The organism is Parasphingorhabdus halotolerans (assembly GCF_012516475.1).
In the GTDB taxonomy this organism is placed as follows: Bacteria; Pseudomonadota; Alphaproteobacteria; order Sphingomonadales; family Sphingomonadaceae; genus Parasphingorhabdus; species Parasphingorhabdus halotolerans.
In genome coordinates this window covers 2,553,685-2,571,286 of sequence record NZ_CP051217.1, presented here as the reverse complement: position 1 = coordinate 2,571,286, position 17,602 = coordinate 2,553,685, and the positions used below count along the sequence as shown (strand labels likewise).

Genomic DNA, 17,602 nt, shown 5'->3' with positions numbered 1-17,602 from the left:
TCACGCGCTATTCTCTCAGCGCCCGCAGCGCAGCGCCAGCGGCAAACGGCGTTATCCCCACCAGAAGCAAGGAGACAGCACCGAGAAAAAGCAGCGCGCTGCCGCTTTGATCGGCGAGACTTCCAGCGCCAAAAACCAACATCGGGATTGCCAGCGGCACCAGCAGCAATCCGCCAAGCGCGCCTGCCCCTTGAGCCCGGAAGTGAGCGCGGCGATCATTACAGCCAGCCCTGCCAGAGCGGGTGTCGCGATGGCGAGGCTCAGCAGCAAGGTCCACAGCGGTTGCCCTTCCAGTCCCATCAAGCCGCTGGCGAGAAGCGCCGCCAGTAGCAGTGGTGGTCCAAACGCCAGCCAGTGAGAAACCAGCCGCGCAAAAGCGATCAGTTCGTCGGTAAAGCCGCGCACCACAAGCTGATCATGGAAGCCGCTATCCAGATCAGGTTGGATGAGCCGGTCCAGCGGTAGCAACGTCGCGAGCAAGGCGGATATCCAAAGTATTCCGCCGCCGGTTTGCAGCAACAACGCGCGGTCCGGCCCGACCGCAAACGGAAAGAGCGTCGCCGCCGAGAGATAGAATATTACCGGCAGCCAGGTGCCGCCGCTCGCATAGCTCTGCCTTACATCGCGCCAGATGAGAGTGCCAAGACCGCCGATCATGACGCCGCCGCCAGGGGTTTGAGTTCGAGCGTAAGGTCGAAGTGGATCGGCAGCGGAATATGACTGGCGGCGAGAATGAGCCCGCCGCGCTCGAGATGGTTCTGCAACACCTGCCCCAGTTGCTCAACCGAAGCGGTGTCCAACCCATTGGCCGGTTCGTCGAGCAACCAGAGTGGCGCACCGGTCAAATAGGTCCGCGCCAGCCGCGCCCGCTGCCTCTGCCCGGTCGAAAAATAGCGCACCGGTACTTCGGCAAGACGCCCGAGACCCGCCGATGCCATTGCCGTCTCGACGTCAATGGAGGCATCGCCATCCAAGCTTGCCCAGAAGTGCAAGGCCTTTTCGAGCGGCAGATGTTCATCCAGCGCAAGATTGTCATCGCACAACGCCCTGGTTTCCGGTGCGGTTATGGATCCGGAGAACGGCTTGAGCAATCCAGCGATCAATCGCAGCAAGCTCGACTTTCCTACGCCGTTGGGGCCTGTTATAAGACCTGCCTGCTCCGGTTCGAGAGTGAAATTCAAATCGCGGAACAGAATTCTATCCCCGCGCACGCAGGACAAGGCCTCGACAATTAATCGCTTGTCGGCGTTTATATTGGATGATGTTGACGGCCCCGCGTTCATGGATCAGACTTAAGGCATGAAATGGCGGCAATGCCAAGAGAAGAGGACAAGATAATGGTAGCCCAATTAAATGAGACCGAGCGCGACGCGGCTTTAAAGGAGCTGTCGGACTGGAAATATGATCCCGGGCGCGATGCGATAAGCCGAAAGTTCAAATTTGGTGATTTTGCCCAAGCTTTTGCCTTTATGACCCGCGTCGCCATCCATGCCGAAAAGGCAGACCATCACCCGGAGTGGTTTAACGTGTATAACAAGGTGGATGTCGCGCTCACCACCCATGACGCCGGGGACAATGGCGGACTGTCGCAGCGCGATATTGATTTGGCGAAAAAAATCGACAGTTTTGTTTAAATATTATTTTTGCTCCGGTCCGGCGAGCACATCCCCCAGATCAGCCAATTGGGTCTGCTGTTTGCGCAGCCGTCCCGGCATCCAGCGGGCGGCAAAGGCAAGTTGCTTCGCCATCTTGTTAACCGGTTTATGAACCTTGTCGCCATGCACAGCTTCCCATGCCGCAGGACCGATTATAGAAACCGGGCTGACCATTACGCCGGCAGCCTCCAGCCGTTCCTTACCGGTTTGATTGGTGCCTTCGACAACTTCTCCGATGATGCCCGTATCGACAAAGCCGGGCATCAGCGACCGCGATTTTATTCCGTGCTTCTTGAACTCCAGATCATGAGATTCTGCCAAACCGCGAACCGCGAATTTGGAAGCGCTATACACGCTCAGATCAGCCACACCATATATACCAGCTGCCGATGCGGTATAAAGCACGCAGCTATCGGGCGTGTTTTTCAGCATTTCAAAGCAGGCGCGCGTGCCGCTTATCACACCAGTGAGATTGATAGCCAGCATCAGATCAATGTCTTCGTCCGCCATCTCTTCAATAGGCCCGCCAGTACCGATACCCGCATTGTTAAACAATACATCCATCCGGCCGCCAGTGATTTTGCCGAATTCTTCGACGGCCGTTTTCCATTGCGTGCGGTCGGTAACATCCAGTTTGTGAATGGAACTTTTCCCATCCGGCAGCATCGCTGCGGTCCCGGCCATACCCGCTTCATTGACGTCGGCGATACCGACAAACCAGCCTTTTCCGGCAAAGTAGCGACCGACTTCACGGCCCAGGCCAGATGCCCCGCCTGTGATGAAAATGGTTTTCTGTCCGCTCTGATACGCCATGGCTATCCTCTCGTGTGTGCAAATTTTCAAACAGTTTATTTACATTGATGTTCACTCCAGCGGTTTTTGCGCGTGCGGTCAAGCCCATCCTCAAGTGACGTTGGACATCGGTAAAAAAGATCGGCAAAAGGCTTCCCAATGCAATCAACGCGGACTTCCAGGGGCCCAGACCTCAGCCTATATGAAGTCAGCCGCCGTTTTGGCGGGATTCAAGCCGTTGATAATGTCTCGCTGGAAATAGCAGCAGGCTGTCTCGTTGCGCTGGTTGGTCTTTCGGGGTCAGGCAAGTCCACCCTGCTTAAAATGATCAATCGCCTGATTGAGCCAGACAGCGGCAAAATCCTGATCGCGGGCGATGATGTCACGACTACTGATCCGCATATTGTGCGGCGAAAGATTGGTTATGTGTTCCAGAATATCGGGTTATTTCCCCATATGACAATCGGGTGCAATATCGCGATTGGGTTGGAACTGGCGGGAGAAGACGGACGCGTTGATCGTGTGATGGAACTACTTGACCTGGTAGAGTTACCGCAAGAAATGGCTTCCCGCATGCCCGATCAACTCAGCGGCGGGCAGCAGCAACGGGTCGGCGTTGCCCGCGCCTTGGCGACCCGACCCAAGTTGATGCTGATGGATGAACCATTTGGCGCACTCGACCCGGTAACCCGCGATAGTCTCGGGACCCAGTACAAGGCGCTGCATGAAAAACTGGGCCTGACCACGATCATTGTCACTCATGACATGGCCGAGGCTCTATATCTCGCGGATCGCATATTGGTAATGGAAGACGGTCAGATAAAGGCAGACGCTACGCCTGCCGAATTGCTCTCGGGCCAAGCAGGAGATGAGGCCGAAGCGCTCGTCGCCATTCCGCGCGCGCAGGCGAAATATTTTCACGATCTCGGCCACGATCCGGACCAAAATCAAAGCGAGCAACCATGAGCGACACATGGAAAGCCGCTTTCACTCGCGTCCCGGAACTTCTCGCGGCCCACGTACAATTGAGTTTTTCGGCGCTGCTGCTTGCCATGGTAATCTGTCTGCCTCTAGCCATTTGGGCAGCGCGATCGCCCAGAGTTGCGGGCGTGGCGCTCACTCTCGCTAGCCTGATCCAGACAATACCAGGACTGGCATTGCTCGCCCTGTTCTACCCACTATTGCTCGGTGTTTCAGCAATAGTCGGCGGCGGCATATCGGCGTTCGGCTTTCTGCCCGCGCTGCTGGCTTTAACATTATACGCGCTGCTCCCGATATTGCGTAATGCAGTCACCGGACTCACCGGTGTCGATCCGGCGGTGAAAGAAGCGGCTGACGGACTTGGCATGACGCGAGCACAAAAAATGCGCCTGGTGGAAGCACCGCTTGCCGCGCCCACGATCATGGCGGGAATCCGAACGGCAGCCGTCTGGACAATAGGTGCTGCCACGTTGTCAACCACCGTCGGGCAACCCAGTCTTGGCGACCTTATTTTTGCCGGACTGCAAACCCAAAATTGGACCTATGTATTGGCGGGCTGCCTGTTTTCCGCCGCACTGGCTATATCGGTTGACGTGCTATTGGGGCTGATGGAGCGCGCTATAAGAGAACGCCGTAAAATACTCGCATGGGTCGGCGCTGCTATATTGAGCGCCGGACTGATATTCGCCTGTGCCCCGTTGCTTACCTCGAAGGATGATGTTGTCGTCATTGGCGCAAAGAGTTTTTCCGAGCAATATATATTGGCACGGCTGATTGGTGAGCGACTGGAAAATGCCGGATATAAAGTGCGGTACCGCGATGGGCTGGGTTCAGCTGTGGTGTTTGGAGCTTTGGCTGGCGGTGATGTCGATATCTATGTTGACTATTCCGGGACCATCTGGACCAATCAGATGAAACGCAGCGATCCGGTGCCGGCAGCGCAGATGTTCGAAGATATCGCAAAGTGGACCCGCACGCAGCATGGTGTTTCGATGGCCGGCGCATTGGGGTTTGAAAATACTTACGCATTTGCGGTGCGGGCCGATGACGCTGCAAAACGGGCAATGACGACTTTGGATGATTTGGCCCGAGAATCTCCCGATCTGGTTTTCGGCACCGATGTTGAGTTTCTTGAGCGCCCGGAATGGCAGATGGTCAAAGACGCATACCCAATGCGTTTCCAGGACACCCGGTCGTTTAATCCTACCTTCATGTATCCGGCTTTAATGAGCCGAGAAGTGGATGTAATCTCGGCCTTTTCAACCGATGGACGGATTGCTGCAAATGGCTTTGTGGTGCTGGGCGATCCCAAAAACGCCGTGCCATCGTACGAAGCACTGCTGCTAGTTTCGCCAGAACGGAGGAATGATGATCAATTCATGCGCGCAGTTAAACCGCTGGTGGGTGCAATCACGGTAGAAAAAATGCGCGAAGCCAATTATATGGTCGATCGCGATCAGGACAAGAAGACACCAAAGCAAGCCGCTGACTGGCTTGGTCAAAATTTAGAAAACAGGGCAAGTGACAATGTTTCGGACTAGAAGTTTTCCATATGGATCGCGGTTTTGGCGATGTTCTCGTCCGGATTTGTACTTCCCGACACCGCTCGGGCCGACGTCACCGTGACGTTCTACAGCCACGAATTTGGCGAAAGCTTCCCGCATGCATTTTACACCGTGAAGGGCAAGCTGGATAACGGCCAAATTGTGGATGATGCCCATGGCTTTACCGCCATCAATGTCTCACCGGCCATATTATGGGGTTCGGTGAAAGGAATTGTGAAAGCACCGCCGGCAAATTATATTGCCAAGAGCGATTCGCAGTTCAGTATATCAATAAGCGATGCAGCCTATCGCAAGCTCATGGCCAAAGTGGCAAAATGGAAAGCAATCCCGCAAAAAAGCTATAATCTCAACAAGCGCAACTGCGTCCATTTTGTTGAGGATGCAATGGCATTGCTAGGTTTGAAGACCAATCCGAAAACCAAATATCGCAAAAAGCCGACGTCGTTCATGAAGGAAATCGTGGCGCTCAATCCGGGTCTCAAAAAATAGCCTACATCACCATTACGTGATAATGATGCCATGTAAAAATGGCGACTGCGCCCCGGTGCGGCGACCAAGGCTCGGACAGTTCCCGCAATTCATGCTCTGACGGGCGATCTTTCAGACCCAGTATGTTGCCGATCCCGACTTGCACAGCGAGATCGCCAGCAGGCCAGACATCCTCTCGCCCCAGTGCAAACAGCAAATAGATTTCTGCAGACCAGCGGCCAATGCCCTTAACCCTGGTAAGCAGCGCAATCGCATCCTCATCATCGGCCGGCAAATTGCCAAGATCCAGCCCGCCCGAAATGATCAATTCCGCCAAACTGCGGGCATAGCCTTGCTTCTGACGAGACAAGCCGCAAGCGCGTAACTCGTCAAATTCCGTCTCGAGCAAAACTTCTGCCGGACACCCCTCACCCAGTCGCACTTCCAGCTTTTTCCACACCGCAGCGGCGGAAGCCACGCTGACCTGTTGGCCCACGATAGTGCGAAGCAACGTCTCATAGCCCTCAGGTCTGATACGCGGTTCCGGATGCCCCGAGGAAGCGATGGCAGCCTCCAGTTTTGGCTCTATGGCACTCACCGCATCCAGCCCTGACTTGATCATTTCTATTGATAGGCCCACGCCAACACTCCTGCCCGCATCGGGCCTTGATATTTTCCGCCGCAGCAGACATAGCGTGCGGGATTTTGGAAATATAGTTTTATAAGGGGTGTCTATGCCAACCATTCATGTGACAGGCCGCGATGGCGAAGAAAAAGCAGTAACCGTCGATAGCGGTATGAGCGCGATGGAAGCGATCCGCGACAACGGTTTTGATGAGCTACTTGCATTGTGCGGCGGCTGCTGTTCCTGCGCTACATGCCATGTGCATGTGGCTGAGGACTGGAAAGCCAAACTGCCCGCAATGAGCGAAGACGAAGATGACCTGCTGGAAAGCAGCGATCACCGAAACGAATTTTCACGACTCAGCTGCCAGATTGAATTGAGCGATGATATGGACGGCCTGAAATTGCGGATTGCTGAAGAGGACTGACTTTTTCGGTTCGCTTACGTTTTAAAAAGGGAGCAAATGTCTGCTCCCTTTTTTGTTTTCTACCACCATCTATTTCAACCGGATCAAAGCGCGCGGACTTTCTTTCAAGCCCTTTACATCCCAACGTATCGTCTTGCTGCTGCCATTTGTTTCATAGCCATCGGGGCCATTGTTCGCGAGCACTTCGCCATCAGTTTCCAGCGTGAAGCTACCGGAGATTTCGCTCATCGGCATGTCCTTGTTATTGCCCCCGCGCATCCCGCCAATCATTGCCAGCGACAGAAACGAGTTGGAGCCACCAACCGCAGGAGACATGACTTCCAACTCGCCCGATTTGCGCGGAACAATCTGAAAAAACGGATATTGCATCGCCGCATCATTGAGGATCGGAAAAGCAAAATAGCGGTCAAACGTCCCGGCTGCGCGATATTCAACATCAAATTTATTATCGCCGACATATTCGGCCTTTTCCCAACCATCATATTTCATCAATTGCGCTGCGAATTTCTTGAGCGCTTCATCATTGCCCGGAACCGCGCCGCCAAACATCGAAGCCATCATGCCGGTCCGTTGCTCATAATCCTCTTTGCGGCGTTCGTATGTTTCGATCTGCTGCTGTTCCAGTTCAGCCAGTTCGTCTTTGGTGCAATCGCGCTTCACCCGGCGCGGTGATGCTTCATCACCATCTGTCGCAGCTTCAGCGTCCGAGACGGCGACTTCTGTTGGTTCACTGTAATTGCCGTAATAGACATTGGGTGTTTTGGTGCCGTCACTCTCAATCCAGTCATTGCAACGCGCATTTTCCTTGTCGAATGGTTCCAGCTTGGGTTGGGACATATCCTTGTCGTCGCCAGCAACAATCTGCATCTCGCCAACATAGGTGAATTCATATTTCCCGCCCTGATGGAGCTTCAAGGTTGCATCAAACTTACCCGGCAGGAACAGGCAACCGGTCAGCAGCATTGGCGCGGCCAATACCGCAACGAATTTCGCAAACAGCTTCACAATCTAATCCTCCTTGCTTCGGGTATACTCCGCATAGAGCGCGATGGCAGCCGCATTGGACACATTCAGGCTCTCCATGCGCTGGCTCATAGGCAGTCTCGCCAGCGTATCACAATGAGCCGCGACATTCTGGCGCAGACCCTCGCCTTCCGCGCCCATCACCAGCGCCAGCTTGCTTTGGCCCATCGTTTCGCCAAGCGTTTGCTCTGCATCACCGTCCAGCCCGATACGCCAATAGCCCGCCTCAGCGATTTCATCGAGCGCACGGGACAGATTGACCACCCGCACCCACGGCACGATTTCCAGCGCGCCCGATGCTGATTTCGCCACCGTTCCTGATTCCGGCGGTGCATGTCGGTCCTGCGTCACAATCGCAGCAGAATCAAAGGCCGCTGCCGAGCGCAAAATCGCGCCGACATTATGCGGGTCAGTCACCTGGTCGAGCAGCAATATCGGGCGTCCGGATTCACTCGCAGCGTCCAGCATGTCGCCGAGCCAGATATCCGGCAACGGATCAACATCGGCAACCATGCCCTGATGCGGCGCCTCTCGCGGAACCACCCGTCCAAGATCAGCGACATCGCAATAGACCACCGAAAGGTCAGTCGGCAGATCCAGCCCTGCAAGCGCTTCTCGCGTTCCCGATATTTTTTTTACCACCCGGCGGGGGTTTTCGAGTGCCGCCTCTATCGCGTGACGCCCCCAGAATTTAAGGCCGCTGCCGGTTTTCTTGATTGATCTGTTTTTTCTTGCCATCACCAAGCCCTAGCGCCTCGCCGCCAAATGCGCAGCCCTTTTTTCAGACCATGAACAATGAATCCGCAAATTTGGAAAAGCTGACCATTGACAGCAGCGCGTGCTTTCGTCATTGAGCCGCTCTTGCCTGCAAAGGCATGGATTTGGTGACCAAATGGACAGGTGGCCGAGTGGTTAAAGGCAGCAGACTGTAAATCTGCCCGTGTAAGCGTACATAGGTTCGAATCCTATCCTGTCCACCACTCTTCGCCAAAGCTATGACTTGCAGGCCAACCAATCGACCCATGCGACACGCGCCTCATTCAAGCATAATAAGCGACGCTCTGCATACCGGTTGCGATGAGCTCTTTCTCGCTATTCCACATGCTCATATATTGGCTGCTCGCGCCATGATCAGCATGGTGCGTGTGGGAATCGATTAACCACCAGCCATCTGCGGTATGGATTTCATCGGCAATAATATTGATCTGCCAGTTCATCGAACTCACCATCGCGTTCTGGTCGAGCAAGCCCATCAGGGATGGTGGCAGACTGTCTCCCATGCACAGCAATTCAGCTACGATATTGAGGTCCTCGCGTTGCTTCAATCGCATCCAGCGGGTCAGGTGGTTTGTTTTAATACTGGTATCAATCCGCTTGCCAACATATTCCATATTGGACGTGAAAAACTGCGGTGGTCCACTATGCAGATCCGCGCCGTCGGGGAAGGGTGGAAAATCCGGCTTTATCATATCCGAGGTCGTGACTGCCGTATCGCGCTGCGCGGCGAAGACAAAACTGCAATGCAGACCAAGGCCCTTGTCACCAAAGATGTTTGATCCGACAAAGGCAGTGCTTTTGCCGCGGCGGAGCATCTCGGTTTCTGCCGTCAGCCTTCCAAACAGCGGGCCGACAAATGCGATCTGAGCAGAGCGCAAACCGGGCAGGTCATCCTCAATCTGGCTGGCGGCCTGATAGGCGAGCGCCGCTGACAAGCCGCCAAAGGCCGTGCGCCCCTGCGTCCAGCTTTGCGGCAAGTCTATCGGATTCTCTCCCCCACCTTTACCGCATTGCGAGAGGAGTCTTGCCAGAGCTACGGGCTGTATTTTTTTGTCGGTCATCGGTGCCGCATATCCTGCTAATTTATTGAAATCCACTGTTAAGATTGACGTTAACGTTTACAATCGGCTTGGTTTGCTTTATGTCTCTGCCTTTATTTCAATCTCTTACACGGAGATATTGTGATGAGCTATTCGAGCACCCTGACCAGAGCAGATCTTTCGGACACGATGAACCGGCAAGTGGGCCTTTCCCGCGCCGATAGCGCGGTGATGGTCGAGTCCATTCTCGATCATATGATCGAAGCCCTTATTGACGGGCAGAATGTGAAAATTTCCGGTTTTGGCACGTTTGTTTTGCGCGACAAGGGCGAACGTACCGGACGTAATCCAAAAACGGGCGTTGAAGTCCCGATCGCACCGCGCCGGGTGCTGACATTCCGCGCCAGCCAGACCATGCGCGACCGCATCATTGCTGCGGATTAAATCTATCAATCGAGTATAGTATGATGAAAGATAGCGGTGCCTTCCGAACCATCGGAGAACTCTCCAAAGAGTTAAAGATCAAGCCCCATATCTTGCGCTACTGGGAGGACCAGTTTGCTATGCTCCAGCCCTTGAAGCGGGCCGGGTCGCGGCGGCACTATCGCCCGGAAGATGTTGAGATGGTGAAGACGATCAACCGCCTGCTCCATGAAGAAGGCTATACGATCAAAGGCGCGCGCAAGTTTCTTACATCGCGCAAGAACCAGCCGACAACAATTGCCGAAGCCCCGGCGATGGCAACTTCCACTGCATCTGCCTTACCGATGACTGGTCCGGGGACGGAAGACAACAGCCTGATTGTGAAAGAACTAAAGTCCATCCGCGACCGGCTGTCGAGCGCGCTTAACGAGGCTTAGGATTTCGCGGCTATCATTCGCCTCAACATAATCAGCAGTACAAATATCACGCAGGCCATCCCAACCACCGCTGGAAACAGAGCAGTCGTCCACGAATAATTTTCCAATGCCGCGATGACGAAAATATTTCGGAAAACTGCGATCAGAAAAAGCGTTGCCTTTTCTTCATGCGGGTAATGATATGCCTTTCTAACGGAGGGTCCGAAGCCGAAAAGATCGACAACGGTCAAAACGATCACCGCCGACAGTGGCGTTGAGGTAATGAACCATAATGGCAATGCGCTGAGCGCCAGAATGAGAAACAACCAGTCCAGTTTCACAATGGAAAGATCGGCAGATCGCATTGATGCCAGAATGGCCACGCCAAATGTCAGCAACCCCGAAACGCCAATCGGCCATGCACCAATACCAGCCCCATCGGCCAGTTGTGCGGCACATACTATCACCGTGCCCGCGCCCCAGATACACCATGAAAACACATGCGGCTTGGTGTTGCCTCGCCAGATTGAAAGATAATAGGGAATGAAGGCAACGAAGGTCAGGATGAGCGCGAGCAACCCGTATATTTCTTTTGCTGCAAAGTCGCTCAGCATTTTTGCGGGGAAGGCTTAGGAATAATCCGGCCCCAGCTCCGGATCCAGGTCCCGCGGGCGCGTGAAGCGAACCAGCATGCCACTGTTTTCGGCAATATCTTCCCAACTTTCGATATCCAGATTCATCTCTGCGAGCGCGGCGGTGGGATATTTCTGTTCCACCGCGTCACGCGCTTCTGACGAGCCATCATCGGGTACGAGATCAAAGATCAGGTCTTCCAGCCCCGGGTTATGGCCGACCATCAATATATGTTCCGCATCCGCATTCGCTCCGCGTAATACATCCAATAATGTCGCGGAGGAAGCGAGGTAGATTTTGCGATCCCATGTCGGCTCCATCGAAAGACCGCAGGCTTCCTCGACATGCTCCAGCGTTTCGATGACCCGAACCGCCGGGGATGCCAATATCTGGTCATAGGCCAGATCATTGTCCTTGATAAACGCCCCAATAGCTTTGGAAGCGCGCTTGCCCTTGTCGTTAAGTGGGCGATCAAAATCTCTCGATACAGGATCATCCCATCCGGATTTCGCATGGCGCAAGAGACTGAGTTTTTTCATCTGAATGTATCTTGGCGGAAAAATGTTGCTGGGGAAAGACTGTATTTTTCAAACCTCAAGCGCCGGGCGGTCGCATCCGCTCCCTTGGCTATGCTCGCATAAGCTCGGGCGCGCAGTCGCGCTTGCCTCCGCTTCGCGTCGGTATCACTTCAGCTCATTACCAGTTGGAACACCGAGCGAATGATCGCGAGGCACGCGCGCCAAAGTCAGATAGCGCGCGTGGGCGGGTCAGGCCGCCCCTTCGGAGCGTGAGCGAAGCGAACTAGCGCGAGACAAAGTAAAACCTCTCTCCGCATGGCGTTTAAGGTTAAAAGAAGACGCCTCGCGCACCTCTCTAAGCGCAAATTCGAGCGGCATCCGCTCAACCGGCGTCCCTACCGGAAACGCGCTTAACAACCGTGACGGAAAAGCCGATGACAAGATTACAAAGTGCCCATGATCGTCGCTCCGACGAATAATCCGCCCAAAGGCCTGCGCGAGCCGGGCGCGGATGATGCGATCATCATAAGCAGTACCGCCGCCTGCCAACCGACGGGCCCGGTGCAAAATATTGGGACGCGGCCAGGGTACCGATTCCATCACTACCAGGCGCAGACTATCACCCGGCACATCAACCCCGTCGCGCAGCGCATCCGTGCCCAGCAAACTGGCTTTGGGATCGTCACGAAAAATATCAACCAGCGTACCGGTGTCGATCGGGTCGACATGCTGCGCGTAAATCGGCAATCCGCTTTGCGCCATGCGATCGGCAATCCGGGCATAGACCGTGCGCAGGCGGCGGATGGCCGTGAACAGGCCCAATGTGCCGCCGTCCGATGCTTCGATCAGCTGCGCATAAGCCCCGGCCAATCCGGCCATATCACCCCGTTTTACATCCGTCACAATAATCACTTTGGCTTGCTCAGCGTAGTTGAACGGGCTTTTCACTTCAAATTCTTGCGCCGGATGATCAAGGTGGACGGCTCCGCTGCGTGCGCGCGCAGTTTCCCATTCGCCGCCTCCTTTTAAAGTGGCCGAGGTAATCATGACACCGTGTGCAGGCTTTGTAACCACTTCGGTCACCGGGATTGTCGGGTCCAGCCAGTGGCGGCAAATGCCGATATCATATTCGCGGCCCTCAAACCGATCTATCATCAGCCAGTCGACAAAATCGGGATCTGCAGGACCACCGATCCGCGACAGCAAAGAAAGCCAGCCCGACAGCGTATCGCAACGCCAGCCGAGACTGGAGAGCGCACCTTCCATCCGCGCCCGGGCCTGCGCATCCATCCAGTCCGGGCCTTCTTCGATCAGATGCTCGATCCGCTGTCCCAACCTGACCAGCGGTTTGAGCAGCGCATCCATCGCTTGTGCAGCGGTCGCCACTGCATCGATCATCGGACCTTCGACTTCGGTCAGTTCGGTTTCCAGACCATAGCCGGCATCGGCGCTCTGGCTTTCATCGCGGGCAAAAACCACCGTCCGCACTTCGGCGAGCAAGGCTTCCACCGGGCCAAATTCTTCCCCTTCAGAAAGCCGCTGGAGCCAGCCATCGGTCGGCAACGCTTCGGCGGCATGGCGCGCGCTTTCAATCGCGCGTCCCCCTTCATCATCATAGGATGCGACATCAGCAAGGCGCGCAGCAAGGCCTCTGCGGCGACCGCGCGATTTGGACTCAGGCCCGATCACCCAGCGGCGGATTTCAATCGCTTCCTGGCCGGAAAGCCGTGCGGCAAACATCGAGTCCGCCGCATCAAACAGATGATGGCCTTCATCAAAAATGATCCGCGTCGGGCGGTTTTGTTGTTCGCGACCCCGCGCGGCATTGACCATCACCAGCGCATGATTGGCAATCACCAGATCAGCCTGCTGGCTTGCGCGGGTGGATTTTTCGATGAAGCATTTGCGGTAATGCGGACAACCGGCATAGACGCACTCGCCGCGCCGGTCCGTCAGCGCGGTTGAACCGTTGCGGCGAAACAGGGTGGTCAGCCATCCCGGCAGATCGCCACCGATCATATCACCATCTTTGGTAAAGGCCGCCCAGCGCGCCACCAGATGTGCGAGAATGGCGGCGCGTCCAGCAAAGCCGCCCTGCAACGCATCTTCCAGATTGAGCAGACAGAGATAATTTTCACGCCCCTTGCGCACCACGACCTTTTTGCGAAAGCTCTCTTCATCGGGATAGATTCGCCGGGTTTCGCGGTCGAGCTGGCGCTGCAGTGCTTTGGTGAAGGTCGATATCCAGACCGCTCCACCGGCTTCTGCCGACCATAAGGACGCCGGCGCAAGATAACCCAGGGTTTTGCCAATACCGGTTCCCGCTTCAGCGAGCAGCATATTGGGCGCACCCTTAATTCTGCGCGGATTGAATATCCCGGCGACCGCAGCGGCATAGCTTTTCTGGCCCTGCCGGTCTTCCGCACCCTCGCCCGTCAATGTAGACAAAGTGGCCAGGGTATCCTGCTTGCTCAAGGTGATGGATTTGGGTGCCGGGCGGGGCGGCTGTTCCTCCCATTCTTCGAGCTTGGAGAACAGCCAACGCTCCCCCTGCGCAGGTTTTTCCAACTTTTGCGCAACTTCGCTCGCCCACGGCCAGCGGAGGCGATAAAGAGCCTGCGCGCTGCTCCACGCGCCCTCTCGCTCTTTCCAGTTTCGAGCCTCCATCTGTTCCATCAGCGCCGCCGCAGCGGCCCGGCAAAAGGCTGCGACGTCGGCTTCCTGCTCCGGTACATTGAGCCCCAAAGTCTTCGCCATGCCCGCCGGGGTCGGAACCACGAACCGGGCAGGATAGATAAATGCGAAGAGCTCCAGCAGGTCAAGTCCTGAGAGATCAGGATAGCCGAGGCGTTGCCCCAGTAACGGCGCATTGAGCAGGATGTGCGGTGTTTCGGCAACCGCGCCGATGGCTTCCCCCTTGCCGATAGCGCGGGAAATTCCGTCGGTTCCGCAAATCCAGATGCCGCTATGACTGGCGTGGAGTGCGGGATAAGGGAGCGGCTTTATGCTCACTTATCCGCCGACAAGCGGCACGCCAGCGATCCACCGATGCGCGCCAAATAATACTCCGTAGAGAATCAGCGCAATAACCACGCTGAGAATCTCGCGACCGGCGCTCGGAAACACGGTGGGCTTTTGCCAAGCGCCTTCATTGCGCGAAACGGTGATGATCGACACCAAGGCCCAAACCAGTAATCCGCCAAATAAAACCAGCGAGCGATTATCACCATTGGCCAGCAGATGACCGCCTGCCCAAATAGCCATGCCTGTCAGCATCGGGTGACGGAGCCATTGCTTGATCCGTGATTTTCCTTGCGCAACGCCAAACAAATAGATCGCCAAGATCATCAGCAGCATGTTCAGATGCCGACCCCAGCTTGGCGGATCATAGACAAATTCCGGCACTATCGAGCGCCAGCCAAATATCATCAGCGCGAGCGACGTAACGATCAAAAGGGCGACCAGTCCCTGATGCGGCCCTGCCCCGAGCTTGGTGACAATGCCAGCGCGGACGCCCGGCGTTACCGATTTCATCAGATGCACTATGCTCCACAGCAACACACCAGCGATTAACATTCCCATCTTGCAACTCCTGCTTTTGTCACGTTCTAACTTGCTATACAGGCTAACACCAGTAATGCCGCATTAGATTTTTAACAGGATATTGTGCCCGTGCCAGATACGAAAATTGATTACCGAGAAGCCGCAGAGACAAGCAAAGCATGGCCGTTTGAAGAAGCGCGCAAATTGCTCAAACGCTATCGCGGCGAACGGGGCGCGCCTGCGCCAAAACCGGGCGGAGAGCCGATGCTGTTTGAAACCGGCTATGGTCCCTCCGGCCTGCCGCATATCGGCACGTTCAATGAAGTGCTCCGCACCACGATGGTCCGCAATGCCTATGAAACACTCACCGGCAATCCTACCCGGCTAATTGCCTTCTCTGATGATATGGACGGCTTTCGCAAAGTGCCAACCAATGTCCCCAATCAGGATATGCTGGCCGAGCATCTGCACAAGCCTTTGACCCAGGTGCCCAACCCGTTCGAGACCGATCATGAGAGCTTTGCCGCGCATAATAATGCGATGCTGCGCGATTTTCTCGACCAGTTCGGCTTTGACTATGAGTTCGTGTCCTCAACCGAGCAATATCAGGCTGGCGCGTTTGACGACACGCTGAAACTGGTGCTGGCGCGCAATCAGCAGATACTTGACATTATGCTGCCGACTTTGGGCAAGGAAAGGCAGGCGACTTATTCACCGATCCTGCCAATCAGCCCGAAAACCGGCCATGTGCTGCAGGTGCCGGTCGAGGTGCTCGACCCTGAAGCAGGCACAATACGGTTCGAAGACGAAGGCGAGATGGTGGAGCATAATGCGCTCACCGGAGGTGCCAAGCTGCAATGGAAGGTTGACTGGGCAATGCGCTGGGTTGCGCTTGGCGTTGATTATGAAATGTACGGCAAAGACCTTACCGATAGCGGTATCCAGTCCGGTAAGATCGCCAAGGTGCTGGGTGCGCGCAAGCCTGAAGGTTTGATTTATGAAATGTTCCTCGATGAAAGAGGCGAGAAAATTTCCAAGTCCAAGGGCAATGGTCTGAGCCTGGACGAATGGCTGCGCTATGGCTCGGAAAACAGCCTCGCCTTCTATATTTTTCGCGAACCGAAATCTGCCAAGCAACTGCATATGGGAGTGATTCCCAAAGCGGTGGATGAATATTTCCAATCCCGCGCCAATTGGCATGAGCAGGAGCCCGAGAAACAGCTCGGCAATGCCGTGCATCATGTCCACAATGGTCAGGTTCCCACTAGCACCATTCCGGTTACTTTTGGCTTATTGTTGAACCTGGTTGGCGTGATGGGCGATGCGGATCGGGAGCAAATCTGGAGCTATCTGCGTCAATATGCGCCCGATGCGACACCGGAACGCTATCCCGATCTGGATGAGCTGATTGGCAATGCCATGGCCTATCACAAAGACTTTATCGCGCCGACCTTGCAGCGCCGTAAGCCGGAAGGCGTTGAAATAGCAGCGCTGGAACGGCTTGATAGCGAACTTACTGTATTGCCCGAAACCGCAGTGGCCGAAGACATCCAGACGATCGTCTATACCATCGGCAAGGAAGGCGGGTTTGACAATCTGCGCGACTGGTTCAAAGCGCTTTATGAAACGCTCTTGGGCAGCTCACAAGGGCCCCGTATGGGCAGTTTTATCGCGCTTTATGGCGTGGAGAATACGCGCAGGCTTATCGCGGAAGCTTTATCTTGAGTGGCATCATGAATGGTTTTTCGCTCGCCCAGATAAACGTCCTGCGGTTCAAGAAATCAAAGGATGATCCCGCCAATGCCGATTTCATGGCGGCGCTCGATCCGGTTAACGCTCTTGCTGACAAGGCACCGGGCTTTATCTGGCGGCTGATGGGAGATGGCAATGATGCGGTTGATATTGACCCGATCCCGGATGACCCGCGCTTTGCGGTCAACATGTCGGTTTGGGAAGATGTGCAATCGTTGGGCGACTATGTTTATAAAAACCCGGAACATCTGGCCGTCATGCGTCGCCGACGGGAATGGGCCGAGCATATGGATGTGTATCAAGCGCTTTGGTGGGTTCCGATTGGTCACATTCCGTCGGTCGATGAGGGTTTAGCCAAAATCGAATATTTGAAAGAGCATGGGCCCACGATGGTATCATTTACATTCCGTCAGCCATATGATGCCCCCGATGGCATGCCCGCCATGCCAGTTTTGGATGAATGTGCATAATGATCGATATCTTCACGACAGGCGGCACCATAGATAAGGTCTATTTTGATGCGCTTTCGGAGTATAAAATTGGCGCGACCGCATTGCCGGATATTCTGGCAGAAAATAATGTCTTTGTCGCACACCGCGTAACCCAGTTGATGCGCAAGGACAGCCTTGAACTGACCGACGAAGACCGCGCTGCTATTCACGCGGCGGTTGCAAATAGTGATGCCAATAAAATACTCGTAACGCACGGAACCGATACAATGGTGCAAACTGGATGTATACTGGCCGATATCCCGGGCAAGACCATAGTCATAACCGGGGCCATGCAGCCAGCAACTTTGCGCAATAGCGATGCTGAATTTAATGTCGGATTTGCGTTAGCTGCAACCCAGACTTTGCCCCCCGGCGTTTACATTGCAATGAACGGTGAGGTTTTTGACCCGGCAACTGCCCGGAAAGACAGGGCAGCACATCGTTTCATTCATCAATAGCCAAGTCTGAGGATA

At 55.1% G+C, this 17,602-nt stretch carries 20 protein-coding genes, 1 tRNA gene and 1 pseudogene; 11 read left to right on the top strand and 11 right to left on the bottom strand.

Annotated elements, in window-relative coordinates; translation table 11 throughout:
* Positions 1 to 7: 7 nt before the first annotated feature.
* Positions 8 to 657, bottom strand: a pseudogene (locus HF685_RS12655) (heme exporter protein CcmB).
* Positions 654 to 1,283: a heme ABC exporter ATP-binding protein CcmA gene (gene ccmA, locus HF685_RS12650; protein WP_168820299.1), complete on the bottom strand. Its 630-nt coding sequence runs from the start codon at positions 1,281 to 1,283 to the stop codon at positions 654 to 656. Before ccmA ends, HF685_RS12655 begins: the two are co-directional and overlap by 4 nt.
* A 54-nt stretch (positions 1,284 to 1,337) precedes the next feature.
* Between ccmA and HF685_RS12645 the strand changes: the two genes are divergently transcribed.
* Positions 1,338 to 1,634 carry a 4a-hydroxytetrahydrobiopterin dehydratase gene (locus tag HF685_RS12645; protein ID WP_168820298.1) on the top strand — a complete coding sequence of 99 codons (297 nt, stop codon included), beginning with the start codon at positions 1,338 to 1,340 and terminating at the stop codon, positions 1,632 to 1,634.
* A gap of 3 nt (positions 1,635 to 1,637) precedes the next feature.
* Here the strand turns inward: HF685_RS12645 and HF685_RS12640 are convergent, their stop codons facing one another.
* Positions 1,638 to 2,468, bottom strand: a complete 831-nt coding sequence (locus HF685_RS12640) for an SDR family oxidoreductase (protein WP_168820297.1) — start codon at positions 2,466 to 2,468, stop codon at positions 1,638 to 1,640.
* Positions 2,469 to 2,606: 138 nt separating this feature from the next.
* Here HF685_RS12640 and HF685_RS12635 point away from each other — a divergent pair, with 138 nt between their 5' ends.
* The 3 genes from HF685_RS12635 to HF685_RS12625 are packed head-to-tail and all read left to right on the top strand — an operon-like array spanning position 2,607 to position 5,482.
* Positions 2,607 to 3,413, top strand: coding sequence for an ATP-binding cassette domain-containing protein (locus HF685_RS12635; protein WP_168820296.1), 807 nt, complete (start codon positions 2,607 to 2,609; stop codon positions 3,411 to 3,413).
* The gene (locus HF685_RS12630) at positions 3,410 to 4,969 is read left to right on the top strand and encodes an ABC transporter permease/substrate-binding protein (RefSeq protein ID WP_168820295.1); all 1,560 of its coding nucleotides are present in this window, start codon (positions 3,410 to 3,412) and stop codon (positions 4,967 to 4,969) included. Before HF685_RS12635 ends, HF685_RS12630 begins: the two co-directional genes overlap by 4 nt.
* 30 nt (positions 4,970 to 4,999) lie before the next feature.
* Positions 5,000 to 5,482, top strand: coding sequence for a hypothetical protein (locus HF685_RS12625; RefSeq protein WP_168821512.1), 483 nt, complete (start codon positions 5,000 to 5,002; stop codon positions 5,480 to 5,482).
* Between the two features lies 1 nt (position 5,483).
* Here HF685_RS12625 and HF685_RS12620 read toward each other — a convergent pair whose 3' ends face one another.
* Positions 5,484 to 6,101, bottom strand: coding sequence for a DNA-3-methyladenine glycosylase family protein (locus HF685_RS12620; protein WP_168820294.1), 618 nt, complete (start codon positions 6,099 to 6,101; stop codon positions 5,484 to 5,486).
* A 94-nt stretch (positions 6,102 to 6,195) separates the two neighbouring features.
* Here HF685_RS12620 and HF685_RS12615 point away from each other — a divergent pair, with 94 nt between their 5' ends.
* A complete protein-coding gene (locus HF685_RS12615; RefSeq protein WP_168820293.1) occupies positions 6,196 to 6,513 on the top strand; it encodes a 2Fe-2S iron-sulfur cluster-binding protein in 318 nt (105 codons plus the stop codon).
* 69 nt (positions 6,514 to 6,582) lie between these two features.
* Here the strand turns inward: HF685_RS12615 and HF685_RS12610 are convergent, their stop codons facing one another.
* Positions 6,583 to 7,518, bottom strand: a complete 936-nt coding sequence (locus HF685_RS12610; protein ID WP_168820292.1) for a hypothetical protein — start codon at positions 7,516 to 7,518, stop codon at positions 6,583 to 6,585.
* Positions 7,519 to 7,521: 3 nt separating this feature from the next.
* Positions 7,522 to 8,274, bottom strand: coding sequence for a 23S rRNA (guanosine(2251)-2'-O)-methyltransferase RlmB (gene rlmB, locus HF685_RS12605; RefSeq protein WP_168820291.1), 753 nt, complete (start codon positions 8,272 to 8,274; stop codon positions 7,522 to 7,524).
* 156 nt (positions 8,275 to 8,430) lie between these two features.
* Between rlmB and HF685_RS12600 the strand changes: the two genes are divergently transcribed.
* Positions 8,431 to 8,516: transfer RNA gene (locus tag HF685_RS12600), tRNA-Tyr, on the top strand.
* Positions 8,517 to 8,576: 60 nt separating this feature from the next.
* Here HF685_RS12600 and HF685_RS12595 read toward each other — a convergent pair.
* Complete coding sequence (locus tag HF685_RS12595) at positions 8,577 to 9,374, bottom strand: thioesterase family protein (protein WP_168820290.1); 798 nt, start codon at positions 9,372 to 9,374, stop codon at positions 8,577 to 8,579.
* 123 nt (positions 9,375 to 9,497) lie between these two features.
* On the opposite strand from HF685_RS12595, the gene HF685_RS12590 reads away from it, so the two are divergent.
* Positions 9,498 to 9,797, top strand: a complete 300-nt coding sequence (locus tag HF685_RS12590; RefSeq protein WP_168820289.1) for an integration host factor subunit alpha — start codon at positions 9,498 to 9,500, stop codon at positions 9,795 to 9,797.
* 20 nt (positions 9,798 to 9,817) lie between these two features.
* Positions 9,818 to 10,213, top strand: coding sequence for a MerR family transcriptional regulator (locus HF685_RS12585; RefSeq protein ID WP_168820288.1), 396 nt, complete (start codon positions 9,818 to 9,820; stop codon positions 10,211 to 10,213).
* On the opposite strand, the gene HF685_RS12580 is transcribed toward HF685_RS12585, so the two are convergent.
* From HF685_RS12580 to HF685_RS12565, 4 genes are all read right to left on the bottom strand, one after another.
* On the bottom strand, positions 10,210 to 10,806 hold the full coding sequence (locus HF685_RS12580; RefSeq protein WP_168820287.1) for a hypothetical protein: 597 nt from the start codon (positions 10,804 to 10,806) through the stop codon (positions 10,210 to 10,212). The two genes, HF685_RS12585 and HF685_RS12580, sit on opposite strands and share 4 nt — an antisense overlap.
* A 15-nt stretch (positions 10,807 to 10,821) precedes the next feature.
* Entirely contained in the window at positions 10,822 to 11,364 is a 543-nt protein-coding gene (locus tag HF685_RS12575; RefSeq protein WP_168820286.1) for a SixA phosphatase family protein, read from the bottom strand.
* Positions 11,365 to 11,592: 228 nt separating this feature from the next.
* Positions 11,593 to 14,355 (bottom strand): ATP-dependent DNA helicase, encoded by a 2,763-nt coding sequence (locus HF685_RS12570; protein WP_211051185.1) that lies wholly within the window; start codon positions 14,353 to 14,355, stop codon positions 11,593 to 11,595.
* On the bottom strand, positions 14,356 to 14,925 hold the full coding sequence (locus tag HF685_RS12565) for an NnrU family protein (protein ID WP_168820285.1): 570 nt from the start codon (positions 14,923 to 14,925) through the stop codon (positions 14,356 to 14,358).
* 90 nt (positions 14,926 to 15,015) lie between these two features.
* Between HF685_RS12565 and HF685_RS12560 the strand changes: the two genes are divergently transcribed.
* The 3 genes from HF685_RS12560 to HF685_RS12550 are packed head-to-tail and all read left to right on the top strand — an operon-like array spanning position 15,016 to position 17,587.
* Entirely contained in the window at positions 15,016 to 16,611 is a 1,596-nt protein-coding gene (locus tag HF685_RS12560; RefSeq protein ID WP_168820284.1) for a lysine--tRNA ligase, read from the top strand.
* Positions 16,608 to 17,108, top strand: a complete 501-nt coding sequence (locus HF685_RS12555; protein WP_211051183.1) for a DUF3291 domain-containing protein — start codon at positions 16,608 to 16,610, stop codon at positions 17,106 to 17,108. The genes HF685_RS12560 and HF685_RS12555 overlap by 4 nt, the downstream gene beginning before the upstream one ends.
* Positions 17,108 to 17,587, top strand: coding sequence for an asparaginase domain-containing protein (locus tag HF685_RS12550; RefSeq protein WP_168820283.1), 480 nt, complete (start codon positions 17,108 to 17,110; stop codon positions 17,585 to 17,587). Before HF685_RS12555 ends, HF685_RS12550 begins: the two co-directional genes overlap by 1 nt.
* The last annotated feature ends 15 nt before the right edge of the window (positions 17,588 to 17,602 follow it).

Excerpts from the sequence above, each read along its gene's own strand:
- HF685_RS12625 (WP_168821512.1), top strand. The coding sequence starts at position 5,000 with ATGTTCTCGTCCGGATTTGTACTTCCCGACACCGCTCGGGCCGACGTC.
- HF685_RS12645 (WP_168820298.1), top strand. The coding sequence starts at position 1,338 with ATGGTAGCCCAATTAAATGAGACCGAGCGCGACGCGGCTTTAAAGGAG.
- HF685_RS12585 (WP_168820288.1), top strand. The coding sequence starts at position 9,818 with ATGATGAAAGATAGCGGTGCCTTCCGAACCATCGGAGAACTCTCCAAA.
- HF685_RS12635 (WP_168820296.1), top strand. The coding sequence starts at position 2,607 with ATGCAATCAACGCGGACTTCCAGGGGCCCAGACCTCAGCCTATATGAA.
- HF685_RS12615 (WP_168820293.1), top strand. The coding sequence starts at position 6,196 with ATGCCAACCATTCATGTGACAGGCCGCGATGGCGAAGAAAAAGCAGTA.
- HF685_RS12550 (WP_168820283.1), top strand. The coding sequence starts at position 17,108 with ATGATCGATATCTTCACGACAGGCGGCACCATAGATAAGGTCTATTTT.
- HF685_RS12580 (WP_168820287.1), bottom strand. The coding sequence starts at position 10,806 with ATGCTGAGCGACTTTGCAGCAAAAGAAATATACGGGTTGCTCGCGCTC.
- HF685_RS12640 (WP_168820297.1), bottom strand. The coding sequence starts at position 2,468 with ATGGCGTATCAGAGCGGACAGAAAACCATTTTCATCACAGGCGGGGCA.
- ccmA (WP_168820299.1), bottom strand. The coding sequence starts at position 1,283 with ATGAACGCGGGGCCGTCAACATCATCCAATATAAACGCCGACAAGCGA.
- rlmB (WP_168820291.1), bottom strand. The coding sequence starts at position 8,274 with ATGGCAAGAAAAAACAGATCAATCAAGAAAACCGGCAGCGGCCTTAAA.
- HF685_RS12575 (WP_168820286.1), bottom strand. The coding sequence starts at position 11,364 with ATGAAAAAACTCAGTCTCTTGCGCCATGCGAAATCCGGATGGGATGAT.
- HF685_RS12590 (WP_168820289.1), top strand. The coding sequence starts at position 9,498 with ATGAGCTATTCGAGCACCCTGACCAGAGCAGATCTTTCGGACACGATG.
- HF685_RS12630 (WP_168820295.1), top strand. The coding sequence starts at position 3,410 with ATGAGCGACACATGGAAAGCCGCTTTCACTCGCGTCCCGGAACTTCTC.
- HF685_RS12565 (WP_168820285.1), bottom strand. The coding sequence starts at position 14,925 with ATGGGAATGTTAATCGCTGGTGTGTTGCTGTGGAGCATAGTGCATCTG.
- HF685_RS12595 (WP_168820290.1), bottom strand. The coding sequence starts at position 9,374 with ATGACCGACAAAAAAATACAGCCCGTAGCTCTGGCAAGACTCCTCTCG.